Below are 16,557 nucleotides of genomic sequence, written 5' to 3'. Positions count from 1 at the left end.
CACCCCATTCAGGTGAGAGGTGAGGGGCACCCTTAACCAAGTAACTTGGTTAAGGGTGCCCCTCACTCCATTCCTCCGCGGGTCAGGCGGGTGGGTTTTCGCAGCTTGGGTTGAGCAGCTTCTGCACCTCGGGGCTGTCCACGTTGTCCCTGGTGATCAGCAGTGAGCCGGTGTCCGGGTTGGGCATCGGTTCGTTCGAACCGCGGATCTTGGTCACCGCCGCGTTGACCGCGGCGAAGCCCATCTTGAACGGGTTCTGCGCGATCAACCCCGTGATCACCCCGTCGCGCAGCCCCTGGATCTCGCCGTCCGAGGTGTCCCAGCCGATGATCTTCACCTGACCGGCCTTGCCAGCCTGCCGCACCGCCTCGGCCGCGCCGAGCACGCTCGGCTCGTTGGCCGCGTAGATGCCGTTGAGGTCCGGGTTGGCGGTCAGGATGTCCTGGGTGACCTGCAGGGCCCGGTTGTAGTCGCTGTTGCTGGACTGCTGCGCGACGAGCTGCAGTCCGGGGTGCTTGGCCATGCCCCGTTTGAAGCCCTCCGCGCGGGTCTCGTTGGTGCTGGTGCCCGGCTGGAACTCGATGAACGCCACCTTGCCCTGGCCGCCGAGCTGCTGTGCGAGCGCGTCGGTGGCCTGTTCGGCGGCGGCGACGTTGTTCGTCGCGAACACCGGCACGTCCGGCGGCTGCGGGTTGGTGCCGGAGTCCATGTTGACCACCGTGGTGCCCTGGGCTTGGGCCGACTTGGTGATGTCGGCCAGCGCCCTGGCATCCGTCGCGGCGTACACCAGACCGCCGATGTCCCCCTGCGACAGCAGGTTCTGCAACAGGCTCTGCTGACCGCTGACATCGCTTTCGGCGGTCACCCCGTCCCAGTGGATGGTCACGCCCTGCTGCTTGGAACCGGCGCATTCGGCGCCGACCCGCACCTGCTCCCAGAAGTCGAACCCGATCGCCTTCGGCACCACGGCGAGCCTGATCGGCCCACCCTGCTGGCCACCGCCGCCGGTCTGTTCGCGCACCCCGACACTGCACCCGGCAGCGACCACCGAAAGCAGCACGCAGGTAGCGGTAAGTACCCTCTTCATCGCCGAGCTCCCTTGCTCATCGCGGGTTTGCTATCCGGCGTCGCCGCCGAGCTTGCGCCGTTGGTAGCGGTCCCACCAGACCGCCAACCAGATGATCACGCCGATCAGCACGTTCTGGTAGAAGTCGTTGATGTTGAGCTGCACGGCGCCGTTGCGGATGACCGCGACCAGGAAGGCTCCGATCAGCGAACCCCACACGGTGCCGCGACCGCCGAACAGGCTCGCGCCGCCGATGACCACCGCGGCGATCACGTCCAGTTCCAGCCCCTCGCCGAAGTTGGGCTGCCCGGAGTAGATCCGGGACGACGCGATCATGCCGCCGAGCCCGGCCAGGGCGCCGGAGAGCACGTAGACCGCCGTGGTGTAGCGCCGAACCGGCACACCGGAGAGCCGAGCGGCCTCCATGTTGGACCCCATCACGTACGCGTAGCGGCCGAGCCGGGTCCGGGTGAGCACCACGTGCCCGGCCACCGCGACGACGGCGATCAGCAGCACCGGGATCGGGATCGCCCCGATGACGCCCTGGCCGAGCAGTCGGAACGACTCGGGTGCGCCGAACACCGCGACCGCGCCGGTGACGATCAGCACCAGGCCCCTGGCGACGCTGAGCATGCCGAGGGTGGCGATGAACGGCGGTAGTCCGACCACCGACACCAGCAGCCCGTTGACCAGCCCGGCCACCGCGCCGATCACGATGCCGCCGAGGATGCCGACCAGCGGGTTGAAGCCGTACTGGGCCATCAGGATCACGCCGAGCACCCCGGAGAGCGCTGCCACCGAACCGACCGACAGGTCGATGCCGCCGGTGATGATCACCAGCGTCACGCCGACCGCCATCACCGCGTTCACCGAGGTCTGCGAGCCCAGGTTGAACAGGTTGTCCGCGGTGAGGAACGACGGCGCGACGATCGACAGCACGATGAAGACCACGATCAGCGCACCGGCCGCGGCGACCTGCGAGATCGCGCCGGACAGCCGGTCCCCCAACCTGCCCAGCAGGCCGCGGTCCCCATTGGACGGTGCCTTGAGCTGTTCAGCCATTGTTGCCCTTCGCTCCGGTCGCGAGCGCGACGACGCGTTCCTCGGAGAAGTCCGCGCGCTGGACCTCGCCGGTGATCCGGCCGCCGCGCATGACCAGGATCCGATCGCACATGTTCAGCAGTTCCGGCAGGTAGCTGGAGATGAGCACCACGGCTTTGCCCTGCGCGGCCAGGGAATCCATCTGCTGGAACATCTCCGACTTGGCCCCGACGTCCATGCCGCGGCCGGGTTCGTCGAAGAACAGGACCTCCGCGCCGGTCTCCAGCCACCGCGCCAGGATCACCTTCTGCTGGTTGCCGCCGGAGAGCATGCGCACCGGCCGCCCCACCCACGGCACCCGGATCCGCAGGCTGTCGCGCTCCCGTTCGGCAACCCGCCGCTCGGTGACCAGGTCGATCAGCCCGGCGCGCATCGGCAGCTTGGCGAGCGTGATGTTCTTGTCCACCCCCAGTGGCAGGGCAAGACCATCGGTTTTCCGGCTCTCGGTCAGGTATCCGATGCCAGCCGCGATCGCATCGGCGGGGCTGCGGATGCGCAACCGCTTGCCGTCCAAGGTGATCGTGCCCGCATCGGGCAGCTCCGCGCCGAACACCGCGCGCGCCAGCTCGGTGCGCCCGGCCCCCACCAGTCCGGCCAGCCCGACGATTTCCCCCGCGCGGACCTCGAAGGACACGTCGCGCACCGCGTCGCCGCGGCTGATCCCCTCGATCCGCAACCGCACCGCACCGGGCTCGCTGTGGGTGCGCGGATAGAGGTTGGCCACGTCGCGGCCGACCATGAGCTGCACCAGCTGCGCCTCGTCGAGCTCGGTCACCGGCCGGGTGGCGACCACGGCGCCGTCGCGCATCACGGTCACCCGGTCGCCGATCTCGAAGATCTCGTCCAACCGGTGCGAGATGTAGAGCACCGCGATGCCCTTGCCGGTCAGCTCGCGGACGATGCCGAACAGCTCCTGGGCCTCCCGCTCGGTCAGGCTTGCCGTGGGCTCGTCCAGGATGAGCACTTTCGCCCGCACCGCCAGTGCTTTCGCCAGCTCAACGCGCTGCTGCTCCGCAGTGGACAGCAGCGCAACCCGCCGCCCCGGATCGATGTCCAGGCCGACGTTGCCGAGCAGCTCCCGCGCGGCGCGGCGCTCCTCGGCTCGGGAGATCCACCCGCCGCGGCCGGGTTCGTGCCCGATGAACAGGTTCTCGGCCACCGAGAGGTCCGGTGCCAGCGCGAACTCCTGGTGCACCATCGAAACGCCGAGCCGACGGGCCGCGCCCGGACCCTGGTAGCTGACCGGGACGCCGTCCAGCTCGACGGTTCCGCTGCTGACCTGCTCGATCTGCGCGATCAGCTTCATCAGCGTCGATTTGCCCGCGCCGTTCTCCCCGGCGAACACGTGCACCTCGCCGGGCGGGATGGCCAGCGTGACGTCGGAGACCGCGACGACGCCCGGAAACCGCTTGCCGACGCCGTGCAGCGCCACTGCGGGATGGGTCTGGTCGGTGGACGTCACGCAGTGCCTCCCCTCCAGTGATCGCTCCTCCGGCTGGCAGTGCGCCGGATCATACCCACTACACCCATCCCGAGAAAGGGTTGGAACGAAGCCAAGTATTCGATTACCAGCGGCTGGCACCCCGCAGTAGGACGAGGTGACCGCTCGCGGTGCGGGACAGCCGAACCCCGAGGTCCTCGCCCGGACCTGGCGGGGCGGCGGCGTCGAGGGTTCCGTGACCCGAACCACTGCCTGAAAATGTCCCCGCGCCGCTGGTCGGCTGCGGAGAACCGGCACGCGCCGGGCGGCAGGTACGTAAGCTCGGTGGGGATCACGACCGCGATCTCCAGGAGGCTGAGGCTCCGTGCAGCCGTTGTTGGGCAGCGACCCGCACCGGGTCGGCGACTACCGGTTGCTCGCCCGGCTGGGCCGTGGCGCGATGGGCGGCGTCTACCTCGGTCGCTCGCGCGGTGGGCGGGTGGTGGCGGTCAAGGTCATCCGGCCCGACCTCGCCGAGGATCCGGAGTTCCGGGAGCGGTTCCGCCGCGAAGCGCTGGCGGCCCGATCGGTGGGCGGGTTCTGGACCGCGGCGGTGGTGCACGCGGACCCGGATGCCGAACAACCCTGGCTCGCGACCGAATACGTGCCCGGCCCGACGCTGCACCAGGCGGTGGTGGACTACGGCCCGCTGCCGGAGGCCACGGTGCGCAGCCTGGCCGCCGGACTTGCGGAGGCGCTGGGCGCGATCCACCGCGCCAACCTGGTGCACCGCGATCTGAAACCGGCCAACGTGCTGCTCGGCCCGGACGGTCCGCGGGTCATCGACTTCGGCATCTCGCGCGCGATGACCGGCAAGTCCCTGACCGCGACCGGCATGTTCCTGGGCACGCCCGGCTTCTTCTCCCCCGAGCAGACCCTCGGCGGCGAGATCGGTCCGCCCAGCGACGTCTTCTCGCTCGGCGCGGTGCTGGTCTTCGCGGCGACCGGGTGCGGGCCGTTCGGCGAGGAGAGCACGGCCGCCCTGCTCTACCGGGTGGCGCACGCCGAGCCCGATCTGTCCCGAGTGCCCGCCGGGTTGCAGCCGTTGCTGGCGGCCTGCCTGGCGAAGGACCCGGCCACCCGGCCCACCACCAGCGCGATGCTGGACCAGCTCGGCGAATCCAGCCCGCAGGGCAACCAGTGGCTGCCGCCAGCCATCACCGACGTGATCGCCCAGCACGCCACGCAGTTGCAGCAGACGGCGAACGCACCGCTGCCCGACACCCCGCCGCCGCAACCGGTGGCGGCGCAGCCGAAGCCGGTGACCCGCGCCTACACCCAGGCGCAGCCCGCGCCGCCTGCGCCGCCCGCACCCGCCGCGCCGACCCGCGACAAGATCGTCCCCGCGCGTCCGAAGCAGACCGCGCAGCAGCAGATGGCCCTGGCGCGGGTGCGCAAGGACGGTCCTGGCCCGGTGTTCGCCACCGGTGGGCGGACCCGGGCCGCGCTGTCGGCGATCATCTGCCTGCTGATCGTCTTCGGCGCCAACCGGTTGTACGAGACCCAGGGCCTCGGCGGTCGCGTGTCGGCGGACATGATCGCCATCTTCCGACTGGGCCTGCTGCTGTTGACCATCAGCGCGATCTGGTCGGCTGGGAAGGCGTTGTTGCCGAGCCTACGGTTGAAGATCAACAGTGATGGACTGCTGGTGTCGCGGATGGGGCTGACCCACGAGATCCCGTGGAGCCAGATCCAACGGGTCGGCGTGGTCGGCAGCGGCAAGCGCACCTCGGTGGCGGTGTGGCTCGCCGACGGCAGCGCGCCCAACTCCCGGCTCTGGCACCGAGCCCGCCGCTACCACGGCGGAGCCCGGATCTTCCCGATCGGTGCGACCGGCGGCTGGCTCACCCGCCGCCAAGAAACCAGACGCGTCAGAACGGCCCTCGCCCAGTACTCCACCGGCCGCTACGACGCCCGCATCCTGTGAACCCGAGCTCCCGAATTTCCCCAAATTAGAGGGTGCGCGGATTGGGCGTGGCGTGGGCTCGTCAAGCAAGCGGCGGTAGCCGCTTCCGGTGGTAGACCGCCGCCGCGACACCCAACGGACGCACGCACCTGGGCCGTCGCAAGCGGCGAAGCCGCTTAGCCCACCCATGCAACTTGCACCGCCGCGGGCAAGACGAGCCGCACACTCTCTTATTTGGGGATCACACCGCGGGGAGGATGCAGACCGGGGTTGGCGTTGGGACCGGGTCGCGCAGCGGGGTCAGGGCTCCGTTGTCGGCGATGTCGAAGGACTGCACGTCGTTGCTGCGCTGACCAGCCGCGAACAGCACCCGACCGTCCGGCGACAGCGCGATGTGGCGGGGTTCGGCCACCAGCGCCGGGCGGATGTCGACCAGCCGGAACTCGCCGTCGCTGAAATCGGCCCGGAACACGGCGATGCTGTCGTGCCCCCGGTTCGAGCCGAACACGAACCGGCCGTCCGGCGTCACCACGATCTCGGCCGCCAGGTTCGGTTGCCCGTAGTCCGGCGGCAGCGTGGAAAGGGTGCGCCCCGGCTCCAGCACCCCGGATTCCGGGTCGTAGCCGAACTCGGTGATCGAGGACGCCAGTTCGTTGATCAGGTAGGCCCGTTCGCCGTCCGGGTGGAACGCCAGGTGCCGCGGCCCGGCACCGGCGCGCAGCGGAACTTCGTGCTTGAGCATCAGATGACCGCTGTCCGCATCGAAGTCGTAGACGTACACCGAGTCGGTCCCCAGATCCACCGCGAGCACGTACCGGCCGGACGGGTCGGGCAGCACCTGGTGCGCGTGCGGCCCCTCCTGGCGTTGCGGGTTCGGGCCGTTGCCGCTGTGCTGCACCACGTGGCACGGCTCGCGGAGCACACCGCCGACGTCGATCGGGTGCACCACCACGTTCCCGGACCCGTAGTTCGCGGTCAGCAGGTACTTCCCGGACTGGTGCACGCTGAGGTGGCACGGCGCCGAACCCAGCGTCGGTTGCGAATTGATCTCCTTGAGCGTGCCGTCCGCATGCACCGCGAAGGCGATGACCCGGCCCTGCCGCAGCTCGCTGACCGCGAACAGCGTCGCCCCATCGGGTGCTATCGCGAGGAAAGAAGGATCGAATGCCTCGGCAACGCTTTCGGTGCACCGCAGCGCCCCGTGGGCGTCGACGATGGCGAGCCGGATCCCGTCGGCCGCCGATTCCGTTCCCGTGTACGCGCCCAGGTACACCCGGTACGCACCGTTGTCCGGCATCCCTGCCTCGCCCTCCCAGTCCGCGCAGCTCTTACCCGATACATGATGTCAAGAGGCGGCCAATCTTCCCCGATGAGACAACGAAGCTCCAAGACCGCTGGTCAGCACGCAATGAATCGACACTGCAAGCAACAGCTCGCGGCTGAAATCTACGCAGCAGGCGACATAACCTTATGCCCATGACTGTCGTCCCGTCGCACCTCGAAGCCTCCTCGCGAGCCGCCTCCTACCGCGCGCTCGACGAGCAGTACAGCGCGCACAACTACCACCCGCTGCCGGTCGTGATCGCCGAGGCGTCCGGTTCCTGGATGACCGATGTGGACGGACGGCACTACCTGGATTTCTTGGCCGGGTATTCGGCGCTGAACTTCGGCCACCGCCACCCGGACCTGGTCGCCGCGGCCACCGAACAGCTCGGCCGCGTCACGCTCACCAGCAGGGCGTTCCACCACGACCAGTTCGGCCCGTTCTGCCGCGAACTGGCCGAACTCACCGGCACCGACCGGGTGCTGCTGATGAACTCCGGGGCGGAAGCCGTCGAGTCCGCCATCAAGATCGCCCGCAAGTGGGCGTACCAGGTCAAGGGCGTGCCGGAGAACCGGGCCGAGATCATCGTGGCCGGGTCCAACTTCCACGGCCGCACGACGACCATCGTGTCGTTCTCCACCGATCCGCTCGCGCACGATGAATTCGGTCCGTACACGCCGGGCTTCGTCATCACCGAATACGGCGACGCCGCCGCGGTCGAGGCCGCGATCAACGAACGCACCGCAGCGGTCCTGGTCGAACCCATCCAGGGCGAAGCGGGCGTCATCGTGCCGCCCGCCGACTACCTGCCCCGGCTGCGTCAGCTCTGCGACGACCACGGCGCGCTGCTGATCGCCGACGAGATCCAGTCCGGGCTCGCCCGCACCGGCGAGCTGCTGGCCAGCGCGCACGACGGCGTCCGAGCCGACCTCTACACGCTCGGCAAGGCGCTGGGTGGCGGGATCCTGCCGGTATCCGCAGTGGTCGGTCGCGACGACGTCATCGGCGTGCTGCGCCCCGGCCAGCACGGCTCGACCTTCGGCGGGAACCCGTTGGCGTGCACGGTGGGACGAGCCGTGGTGCGCCTGTTGCGCACCGGCGAGTTCCAGGAGCGCTCCCGCGAGTTGGGAGCGCACCTGCACGCGCGACTCCGCGAGCTCGTCGGCCGCGGAGCGGTCGAGGTGCGCGGGCGCGGCCTGTGGGCCGGGGTGGAGCTCGCCGCAGGCGGGCTGACCGGCCGCCAGGCCAGCGAGGCGCTAGCCGAGCGTGGCGTGCTGTGCAAGGAAACGCAGGACACGACGTTGCGCGTCGCGCCGCCGCTGGTGATCACCCGCGACGAGCTCGACACCGGACTCGACGCCATCGCCGAAGTGCTCACCCGGTGACGTTCAGGACTTGGCGAGGTCTCGGGACAGCGCCGTGAGGCGGCTGATCGCGCGCAGGTACTTCTTGCGGTAGCCGCCGCCCAGCATCTCGTCGGTGAACATCGCCGCCAACGGTTCGCCGGAGGCCCGCACCGGGATCGCCCGGTCGTAGAGCCGGTCGGCCAGCGCGACCAGTCGCAGCGCGACGTCCTGGTCCGGCGCCGCGTGCACGCCGCTGAGGTGCACCGCGCTGATCCCGTCGACCAGGCGGCCGTACTTCGACGCGTGCAGCCCGGCCAGGAACTCGCACAACTCGTCGAAGTCGTCGAGCGTCGCGCCGTCCGTGGCCTCCGCGAGCCGGGTCAGCTCGTCGTCGGCCATCGGCGGCGGTGCGTCCGGCAGGCCGCGGTGCCGGTAGTCCGGGCCGTCGACCCGCACCACGCTGAACCGCGCGGACATCGCGTGGATCTCGCGGAGGAAGTCCGCCGCCGCGAAGCGGCCCTCGCCCAGCTTGTCGGGCAGCGTGTTGGAAGTGGCCGCGATGTGCACGCCCGCGTCGGTGAGCTTCGCGATCAGCTGGGTGACCAGCATCGTGTCGCCGGGATCGTCCAGTTCGAACTCGTCGATCGCCAGCAGCCGCTGCTCGGAGAGGCGCTGGACCGTCTCCGCGAAGCCGAGTGCCCCCACCAGATTGGTCACCTCGACGAACGTGCCGTAGGACTTCGGCCCGTTCGTGGCGTGCCACATCGACGCGAGCAGGTGCGTTTTGCCGACCCCGAAGCCGCCGTCGAGGTAGAGGCCCCGCTTGCCGTCGCCGGACTTCTTGCGGCCGAACACCCCGCGCAGCCACGACCCGCTCCCGCCATCGGCGTTGATCCGCTCGGTGAACGCCGAGCAGTCCCGCACCGCCTGCGCCTGGCTGGGCTCTTCCGGATTGGGGAGGTAGGTGTCGAAACGCACCGCGTCGAACCGGGGTGGCGGCGTCATCGCCTCGACCAGCTCGTCCGGAGTGATCTCGGGATGGCGGCCGACCAGACGGGGCGAATTCATGCGCCGACTCTATAACCGGACATAGTCCCTCCGGCCGTGCTGTCGCGTGCTCCTGCTCACCCGGGTGCGCGCGTGGTGGGATTGGCGCGTGGTGGACAGGCTTTGGCCGGTGGACGGCGCGGAACAGGTGGACGACCGGCTGGAGGAGTACTACGCCTACCCGGAGGCGCCGCAACGGCCGTGGGTGCGCGTGAACTTCATCTCCAGCCTCGATGGCGCGGTGACCGTCGAAGGCAGTTCGCGCGGCCTTTCCGCACCGATCGACCAGCGGGTCCTCGGGTTGATCCGGGACCTCTCCGACGTCGTGCTGGTCGGGGTCCGCACCGCGGTGGTCGAGGGCTACCGGGGGGTCAAGCGCACCGAGGTCCGCGCCGCGCGGCGGCAACGGCTGGGCCGCTCCGAGGTGCCGCCGATCGCGCTGGTCACCGCCAGGGCGTCACTACCACTGGACTCGCCGCTGCTCACCGACACCCTGGTGCCGCCGATCGTGTTCACCGCCGAAGCGGCGCCAAAGCAGCGTCGCGCCGCGCTCGCCGATGCGGGCGCCGATGTCGTGGTCGCCGGTGACGAAACAGTGGATCTGCGAACGGCGTTGCGCGAGCTGGCGGCGCGAGGGCTGCGCCGCATCGGTTGCGAAGGCGGTCCGACGCTGTTCGGTCACCTCGTCGACGCCGATCTCGTCGACGAACTGTGCCTGACCCTGTCACCGATGCTGACCAGCGGAAACGCCGGTCGGATCGGGGCCGGGGCCGGTGGTGTGCCGCCTCGGCGCATGCGGTTGCAGTCGGTACTGCACGCGGAATCGCTGCTCCTGCTGCGTTACGCGAGAATGCGCGAGTGACGGTTGGGGCCGCTGGGAATTCGACGGCGTGAGCGCCTTGGCGAGGCATGGTGCGGCGTCAGGGCACCGCGCCCCGGATGGCGTCACAATGAGTGATGTGGCACACAGCGACGCCGAGCCCTAGCGGCATCGGCGGTACCGGGAAGGAGCTGGAGTTGATGGCCCAGAACAGCGGGGCCCAAGGCAGCGGGACGCAGGCCGGTGGGACGCCGCAGAACGCACGAACGACTGCCGATCGCAACGCGGAGCACCGGCGCATCCCGGAAAGCCGCGCCGAGAGCGCACCGACTCGGCTGGCCGACGAGACGTCCCTGGGCAAGACGACCATCGCCGCGTCCGTGGTGCAGAAGATCGCGGGCATCGCTGCCCGCGAGATTGCCGGGGTGTACGCGATGGGCGGCGGTGTCTCCCGCGCCTTCGGCGCGATCCGGGACCGGATTCCGGGCGGTGGCGGCACTTCCTCCACCTCCGGGGTGCAAGTGGAGGTCGGCGAGAAGCAGGCCGCGGTGGACCTGGACATCGTCGTCGAGTACGGCGCGTCCATCGTGGACCTCGCGCGGGCGGTGCGGCGCAACGTGATCACCGCGGTCGAGCGGATGACCGGACTGGAGGTCATCGAGGTCAACATCGCGGTCAACGACATCCACCTGCCCAGCGATGACGAGGAAACCGGGCCGCCCGCCACATCCCGCGTCGAATGACCCAGCGCAGCTTGGAGGACGACCCCGACATGCCGGAGCACGTTTCCGCCAGCGAGCTGGCCGACCGGGTGCTCGCCCACCCCTCGGTGATGCGGCTGCACGGCGGGCAGTTCGGCGAGATCGCCTCGTACCTGCCCGGCCGCAAGGTCGTCGGAGTGCGGTTGCCCGACGAGGGCGCCGTGGAGGTCGCGGTGGTGCTGCGGCTGGACCGGCCGCTGCCGGACGTCGTCGCCGAACTCCGCAGCCGACTCGCCGAGCTGCTCGGCGACGCCCCGGTGGACATCACCGTCGCCGACGTGATCACCGCCGACGAGTCGGCGGAAAGCGCATGATGGCTGGCGTGCAGCACGATCCGGCCGCCACGCGCGCTGCGATCCGCGCGTTCGTCCGGGCCAACCATCCGGATGTCGGAGGTGACCCGGCGGTCTTCGCCGCCGGGCTCGCCGCGCTGCGAGCGGCGCAGCGCGGCGAACCCCGGCCGCGGGACCGCTACGACGCACCGATCGAGGTGGTGGATCGGCCACGCGGGGTCCGCGGACTGCTGCACCGCGTCCGCGCTTGGCGGGCGCGGCGCAACCGCTGCCCGCGCGTCCGGTGAGAATCCGAGATGATCCGCACGGTCCGCCCGAGTTCCCTGGCAGGAGGGTTTGCCCCATGAATGCGACACAGACCGGTTTGCTCGCCGGACTCATCCTCGGCACCGCTGGCGCGGTCGGCGGCTTCACCGGTTTCCTGATCGCGCTGCTGGTCGGCGCGGTGGGTCTGGTGATCGGCCGGATCCTGGACGGCGAGCTGGAGATCGGCGACATCCTGGGCCGAGGTCGGGACAAATGACCGCCGCCGCAGAGAACGTCGAGGCTCGGGAAGCCGAGCGGACGGATCCGGGCGAGCGGGGTCGGTTGCGGATCAGCCGCACCGTGCTGCGCAAGATCGCCGAGCACGCGGCCGACCAGGATCCCGGCAGTGCCCGGACGCGCCGCCGAATCGCCGGGGTCGGGCTCGGCGAGCACGGCGCGAGCGCGCAGCTGTCCGGCCCGGACGACGCGCTGCGGGTCCGGCTGGACGTCGCGCTGCGCTACCCGGCGCCAGTCCGCGAAACCGTTGCGTCCGTGCGAAAACGAGTCGGTGCGGAGTTGCGGCGCATCGCCGACTTCCGGGTCCGGGCCATCGACGTGACCGTGTCCGCCCTGGTTCCGGCGGACCCGCCAGCGCGGGTGGAGTGAGCCATGCGCCTGTTGGTACGCCTGATCACCACGCTGCTGGGGCTGGCCATCGCGGCGGCCGGAGTGCTGCTGGCGATCGAGGTGGTCTGGGCGCTGCTGCGGCCGAACACCGGCGGCCTGATCGTCGGCTGGCGCAGCATCTACTCCGGACTGAACGCGCTGTCCTGGAGCGCCCTGCCGGTCCGCGTGACCGCGGCGGTCATCGCGGTGGTGGGCCTGCTCCTGCTGCTGATCGCGCTCAACGCCGGCCGCAAGGACATCCGGCTGCACGACCCGGCCCCGGAAGTCACCGTGACCACCGACCCGCGCTCGCTGGCCCGCCTGGTCGGCCACCAGGTCCGCGGCCAGGACGGCGTCGCGGCGGCAGCGGTCACCGCGAGCGCCAAGCAGGTCCAGGTGAAGGCCACCGCGCAGTTCCGCGAATCCGGTGATCTGCGCACCCGGCTGACCGACACCGCCGAGCACGCCGTGCGCGATCTCCCGCTGCGCGCCGCACCGAAGGTGCTGGTGTCCGTGGCCACGCCCAAGGAGCGGCCATGACCGAGATCAAGCCGAGCACCACCCCGATCGGTCGCGAGCCGGGCTTCGAACGCGGCGTAGTCGTCGTGCTCGGGGTGCTCGCGCTGCTCGGCGGCATCTTCGTGCTCCTGGTCGGCAGCGGTGCGCTGGGTGTCTTCCGAGCGCAGCGACCGCTGGCGGACCCGATCCTGGTGCAGTGGCTGCGGGATCACGCGCAGGTGGCGATCCCGGTCGCGGTAGCGCTCGGGATCGTGCTTTTCGTGCTGGGTCTGTGGTGGGTGGTCCGCGCGTTGCAGCCGGAGTCCCGACCGGACGTGCGGTTGGAGCGCGGCGGCGAGGGAGACCTGACGGTGACCTCCGCAGCGCTGGCCGAAGCGGTGCGCACCGACGCCGAACGGGTCCCCGGCGTCAACCGGGCGCGGGTGCGGATGGCGGGCAGCCAGCAGCACCCGTCGCTGCGCCTGACGCTGTCGCTGCAAGAAGGCACCAACGTGCGCCACGTCTGGGAAGAGCTCGACGGGAAGGTGCTCTCCCGAGCTCGCGAATCGCTCGGCACGGAAACACTGCCCACGGCCATCCGCCTGCAACTGGACCGCGCACCACGACAGCGCGTCCGCTGACCTGCGGCGCTTTTCGACCTTCGACCGACTAACCTGGGCAAACGTGGTGCGGCGAGGGGTCGTGAGTGCGAAACCGGGCTCCAGCCCGGTTGGGCACTCACGAGGGAGGAGGGTCCGGTGCTGCCACTGCAACCGCCGGTGAAACCGATGCTGGCCAGTCCGGTCGACGGCATTTCCCGGCAGGGCGGGCTGCTGTTCGAGCCGAAGTGGGACGGCTTCCGGTGCCTGGTGTTCGTCGACCCGCAGGCCGAGCAGCCGGTGCTGCTGCAGTCGCGCACCGGTCGGCCGCTGGACCGGTACTTCCCGGAAGTCCTGCGGACCATCGCCGAGCACCTCCACCGCCCCGCCGTGCTGGACGGTGAGCTCGTGGTGATCCGCCGCGACGCCGCCGGGGACCGGCTGGACTGGGACGCGCTGGGCGAGCGCATCCACCCGGCCGCCAGCCGCGTCCGGATGCTCGCCGAGCAGACACCGGCCACCTTCATCGCCTTCGACCTGCTCGCGCTGGACGACCGCGACCTCACCAGCGCCGTGCAGACCGAGCGGCGCGAACTGCTGGCCGGTCTCGGGCTGGACCACACCGGACTGCGCACCACACCGGTCACCGACGATCCGGACACCGCCGCAGCGTGGTTCGAAGTGTTCGAGGGCGCCGGGCTGGACGGGGTGATCGCCAAGCCCACCGACGGCCACTACGCGCCGGGCAAGCGGACCATGTTCAAGATCAAGCACTCGCGAACCGCGGACTGCGTGGTCGCCGGGCTGCGCTGGCACGCCAAGACGGAACCCGGCACCGCAGTCGGTTCGCTGCAACTCGGGCTCTACGACGAGAGCGGTGTGCTGCACCACGTCGGCGTCGTCGGTGCCTTCCCCGCAGCCCAGCGGCGGGCGCTCGCCACCGAACTCGCCGAGCTGATCACCGACGGCGCGCACCCGTGGCTGGGGCCGGATGCCGCGGACGGGCGGCGGCTGCCCGGTTCGGTCAACCGCTGGAACAGCTCCGAGCAGCCGTGGGTGCCGCTGCGTCCGGAGCGGGTCGTCGAGGTCTCCTACGACCACACCGAGGGCGCTCATCCGGGTCGGTTCCGGCACACCACGCAGTTCGTCCGGTGGCGCCCGGACCGCGATCCCGAGTCGTGCCGCTACGACCAGCTCGACGAGCCGACGCGTTACGACCTCGACGCAGTGCTGTTCGGTGACGTAAACCGGGGCGCCCGCGTCGGCGAGTAGGCTCGGCATCCGTGGCACAGCAACGTATCGCGGTAATCGGTTCGGGCGGCATCGGCGGAGTTCTCGCGGAGGCGGCGCACGCCGCGGGGCACCTCGTGACGATGTGCGTGCGGACCTCGTTCGACCGGTTGACGCTGGAAACTCCCGACGGCACAGCGGAAATCCCGGTTTCGGTGGCCACCGATCCGGGCGGGCTCGGCGAGGTCGACTGGATCCTGCTGACCACCAAGGTCCAGGACGTCCCGAGCACCGCAGGCTGGCTGCAGAAGCTGGACAACGGGCGTGCCCCGGTCGTGGTGGTGCAGAACGGCGTCGAGCACCGCGAATCGGTGGCCGGGATGGGGCTGCAGGCCCCGGTGCTGCCCGCGTTGATCTACGTGCCTGCCGAGCGGGTGCGGTACGGGCACGTGGTGCGCAGGGCACCCGCCACCATGCAGGTCGAGGCCGGGGAGCTGGGCACCCGGTTCGTCGAGCTGATCTCCGACGCCAAGCTGACGGTCCGGACCACGAACGACTTCCACACCGCGGCGTGGCGGAAGATGCTGACGAACCTCGCACCGAACCCGATCACCGCGCTGACCCTGCGACGCCTGGACGTGCTCCGCGAGCCGGACATCCAGGAACTCAGCGAGGGCGTGCTCACCGAGGCCGTCGAGGTCGCTCGCGCCGAGGGCGCCCGGTTGACCCTCGAGGACGCCAAGCGGGTGCTCGCCGACTACGTCGAGAAGTTCCCGCCGACCAACGGCACGTCCATGCTCTACGACCGGGTGGCGGGCCTGACCACCGAGCACGAGCACATCACCGGCCCGCTGGTGCGAGCGGCGGAGCGGCACAACATCCCGGTCCCGCTCAACAGAACGCTCCTGGCCCTGATGCGAGCCCTCCGCCCCACACCTCTCCCAGCCCCCTGACCCAGTCGCCGCAGCCCGTGCGGGCGAAGAGTGAAGGGCACCTTCGACCGACTATGCCGGTCAAAGGTGCCCTTCACTCCTTGTACGAGCTCAGTTGGCGCCGGTGTCCTTCGGGTACTGGGTGTCGTTTGTGGGTTTGTGGCGCGGGCTCTTGGTGGTGCCTACCGAGCCGACCGAGGCTACGACGACGCAGGCGATGGCCACCCACTGCCAGGCGCCCAGCGCCTCGCCCAGCACCAGGAGCCCGGCCAGCGCCGCGACCGCGGGCTCCAGGCTCATCAGCACGCCGAACACCCTCGGCGGCATCCGGCGCAACGCCTCCAGCTCCAGGGAGTACGGCACCACCGAGGACATCAGGGCCACCACCAGCCCGGCGATCAGCACCGCCGGGTGCAGCAGCGCCGTCCCGGCCTCGGCGATGCCCAACGGAGCCGCCACCAGCGCACCGAAGGCCATGCCCAGCGCCAGCCCGGACCCGCCGCTGGTCCGGCTCCCCAGCTTGGCGCTGATCAGGATGTAACTCGCCCACAGCGCACCCGCCATCAGCGCGAAGGCGACCCCGACCCAGTCCAGGCCGCCTTCGACGCGCGCCAGCAGCACAACTCCGGTGCCCGCCAGCACTGCCCAGAGCACGTCGAGCTTGCGGCGCGAGCCGATCACGGCCACCGCCAGCGGCCCGAGGAACTCGATGGTGACCGCCGCACCGAGCGGAATCCGCTCGAACGACTGGTAGATGCAGACGTTCATGCACGCCAGCACCGCGCCATAACCGGCCACCACTGCCAGCGTCTTGCGGTCCATCCGCAGCGACGGGCGCCAGACCGCGAGCAGGATCAGGGCGGCGAACAGCAGCCGGAGGGCGACCACCCCGGACGCTCCGGCGATGGTGAACAGTTGCTTCGCGAACGCGGCGCCGACCTGCAGGCTGATCACGCCAACCAGCACGAGCATCGGCGGCGGGATCATCCCGACTGCCCGCGCGGAGACGTTCTCCACGCTGAACGGTCGCCTGCTCGACGACGCCCCCGGGCCGATCTGCGCGACGTGCACGATACTCCGCTACCTCCGATGCTCGCGGCGGACGCGATGACCGCCCACCCGCCGCACGTTATCGCGCCAGCTGAGCTGGCCGTACCGAATTGTCAGGCCCCTCACCGGGGTCTCACCTGGATCATGCGATGCTGGCCGGGTCCAGCGACCATCGCGCTTCCCGACGAGGAG

General features: G+C 70.4%; 18 protein-coding genes. 12 read left to right on the top strand and 6 right to left on the bottom strand.

Going from position 1 to position 16,557, the window contains the following annotated elements; genetic code table 11:
* Positions 1-82: 82 nt before the first annotated feature.
* The 3 genes from MOQ72_RS20860 to MOQ72_RS20850 are packed head-to-tail and all read right to left on the bottom strand — an operon-like array spanning position 83 to position 3,629.
* Positions 83-1,087: a substrate-binding domain-containing protein gene (locus MOQ72_RS20860; protein ID WP_242185645.1), complete on the bottom strand. Its 1,005-nt coding sequence runs from the start codon at positions 1,085-1,087 to the stop codon at positions 83-85.
* Between the two features lie 30 nt (positions 1,088-1,117).
* A complete protein-coding gene (locus MOQ72_RS20855; RefSeq protein ID WP_242185644.1) occupies positions 1,118-2,128 on the bottom strand; it encodes an ABC transporter permease in 1,011 nt (336 codons plus the stop codon).
* Positions 2,121-3,629: a sugar ABC transporter ATP-binding protein gene (locus MOQ72_RS20850; RefSeq protein WP_242185643.1), complete on the bottom strand. Its 1,509-nt coding sequence runs from the start codon at positions 3,627-3,629 to the stop codon at positions 2,121-2,123. The genes MOQ72_RS20855 and MOQ72_RS20850 overlap by 8 nt, the downstream gene beginning before the upstream one ends.
* Positions 3,630-3,972: 343 nt before the next feature.
* Between MOQ72_RS20850 and MOQ72_RS20845 the strand changes: the two genes are divergently transcribed.
* On the top strand, positions 3,973-5,574 hold the full coding sequence (locus tag MOQ72_RS20845) for a serine/threonine-protein kinase (protein ID WP_242185642.1): 1,602 nt from the start codon (positions 3,973-3,975) through the stop codon (positions 5,572-5,574).
* Positions 5,575-5,794: 220 nt separating this feature from the next.
* Here the strand turns inward: MOQ72_RS20845 and MOQ72_RS20840 are convergent, their stop codons facing one another.
* A complete protein-coding gene (locus MOQ72_RS20840; RefSeq protein ID WP_242185641.1) occupies positions 5,795-6,850 on the bottom strand; it encodes a lactonase family protein in 1,056 nt (351 codons plus the stop codon).
* Between the two features lie 179 nt (positions 6,851-7,029).
* Between MOQ72_RS20840 and rocD the strand changes: the two genes are divergently transcribed.
* Entirely contained in the window at positions 7,030-8,262 is a 1,233-nt protein-coding gene (gene rocD, locus MOQ72_RS20835) for an ornithine--oxo-acid transaminase (protein ID WP_242185640.1), read from the top strand.
* A gap of 3 nt (positions 8,263-8,265) precedes the next feature.
* Here rocD and zapE read toward each other — a convergent pair whose 3' ends face one another.
* Positions 8,266-9,291, bottom strand: coding sequence for a cell division protein ZapE (gene zapE, locus MOQ72_RS20830; RefSeq protein ID WP_242185638.1), 1,026 nt, complete (start codon positions 9,289-9,291; stop codon positions 8,266-8,268).
* Between the two features lie 88 nt (positions 9,292-9,379).
* Between zapE and MOQ72_RS20825 the strand changes: the two genes are divergently transcribed.
* The 10 genes from MOQ72_RS20825 to MOQ72_RS20780 all read left to right on the top strand — a co-directional run bounded on the left by MOQ72_RS20825 (position 9,380) and on the right by MOQ72_RS20780 (position 15,336).
* Positions 9,380-10,132 (top strand): pyrimidine reductase family protein, encoded by a 753-nt coding sequence (locus tag MOQ72_RS20825; RefSeq protein ID WP_242185635.1) that lies wholly within the window; start codon positions 9,380-9,382, stop codon positions 10,130-10,132.
* A 158-nt stretch (positions 10,133-10,290) separates the two neighbouring features.
* Positions 10,291-10,833, top strand: a complete 543-nt coding sequence (locus MOQ72_RS20820; protein ID WP_242185634.1) for an Asp23/Gls24 family envelope stress response protein — start codon at positions 10,291-10,293, stop codon at positions 10,831-10,833.
* Positions 10,830-11,165 (top strand): hypothetical protein, encoded by a 336-nt coding sequence (locus MOQ72_RS20815; RefSeq protein WP_242185632.1) that lies wholly within the window; start codon positions 10,830-10,832, stop codon positions 11,163-11,165. The genes MOQ72_RS20820 and MOQ72_RS20815 overlap by 4 nt, the downstream gene beginning before the upstream one ends.
* On the top strand, positions 11,165-11,431 hold the full coding sequence (locus tag MOQ72_RS20810; protein WP_242185630.1) for a hypothetical protein: 267 nt from the start codon (positions 11,165-11,167) through the stop codon (positions 11,429-11,431). The genes MOQ72_RS20815 and MOQ72_RS20810 overlap by 1 nt, the downstream gene beginning before the upstream one ends.
* 56 nt (positions 11,432-11,487) lie before the next feature.
* On the top strand, positions 11,488-11,667 hold the full coding sequence (locus MOQ72_RS20805; protein ID WP_242185613.1) for a hypothetical protein: 180 nt from the start codon (positions 11,488-11,490) through the stop codon (positions 11,665-11,667).
* Entirely contained in the window at positions 11,664-12,056 is a 393-nt protein-coding gene (locus MOQ72_RS20800; RefSeq protein ID WP_242185612.1) for an Asp23/Gls24 family envelope stress response protein, read from the top strand. Before MOQ72_RS20805 ends, MOQ72_RS20800 begins: the two co-directional genes overlap by 4 nt.
* Positions 12,057-12,059: 3 nt before the next feature.
* Positions 12,060-12,596: a DUF6286 domain-containing protein gene (locus MOQ72_RS20795; RefSeq protein ID WP_242185610.1), complete on the top strand. Its 537-nt coding sequence runs from the start codon at positions 12,060-12,062 to the stop codon at positions 12,594-12,596.
* Complete coding sequence (gene amaP / locus MOQ72_RS20790) at positions 12,593-13,195, top strand: alkaline shock response membrane anchor protein AmaP (protein ID WP_242185609.1); 603 nt, start codon at positions 12,593-12,595, stop codon at positions 13,193-13,195. Before MOQ72_RS20795 ends, amaP begins: the two co-directional genes overlap by 4 nt.
* A 117-nt stretch (positions 13,196-13,312) precedes the next feature.
* Complete coding sequence (locus MOQ72_RS20785; protein ID WP_242185605.1) at positions 13,313-14,425, top strand: ATP-dependent DNA ligase; 1,113 nt, start codon at positions 13,313-13,315, stop codon at positions 14,423-14,425.
* Positions 14,426-14,436: 11 nt separating this feature from the next.
* Complete coding sequence (locus tag MOQ72_RS20780; protein ID WP_242185604.1) at positions 14,437-15,336, top strand: 2-dehydropantoate 2-reductase; 900 nt, start codon at positions 14,437-14,439, stop codon at positions 15,334-15,336.
* Between the two features lie 90 nt (positions 15,337-15,426).
* Here the strand turns inward: MOQ72_RS20780 and MOQ72_RS20775 are convergent, their stop codons facing one another.
* Positions 15,427-16,386 carry an EamA family transporter gene (locus MOQ72_RS20775; RefSeq protein WP_242185603.1) on the bottom strand — a complete coding sequence of 320 codons (960 nt, stop codon included), beginning with the start codon at positions 16,384-16,386 and terminating at the stop codon, positions 15,427-15,429.
* Positions 16,387-16,557: the final 171 nt, after the last annotated feature.

The sequence above is a fragment of the Saccharopolyspora soli genome (assembly GCF_022678645.1).
Taxonomy (GTDB): domain Bacteria; phylum Actinomycetota; class Actinomycetes; order Mycobacteriales; family Pseudonocardiaceae; genus Saccharopolyspora; species Saccharopolyspora soli.
This window is presented reverse-complemented; position numbering and strand designations above follow the sequence as displayed.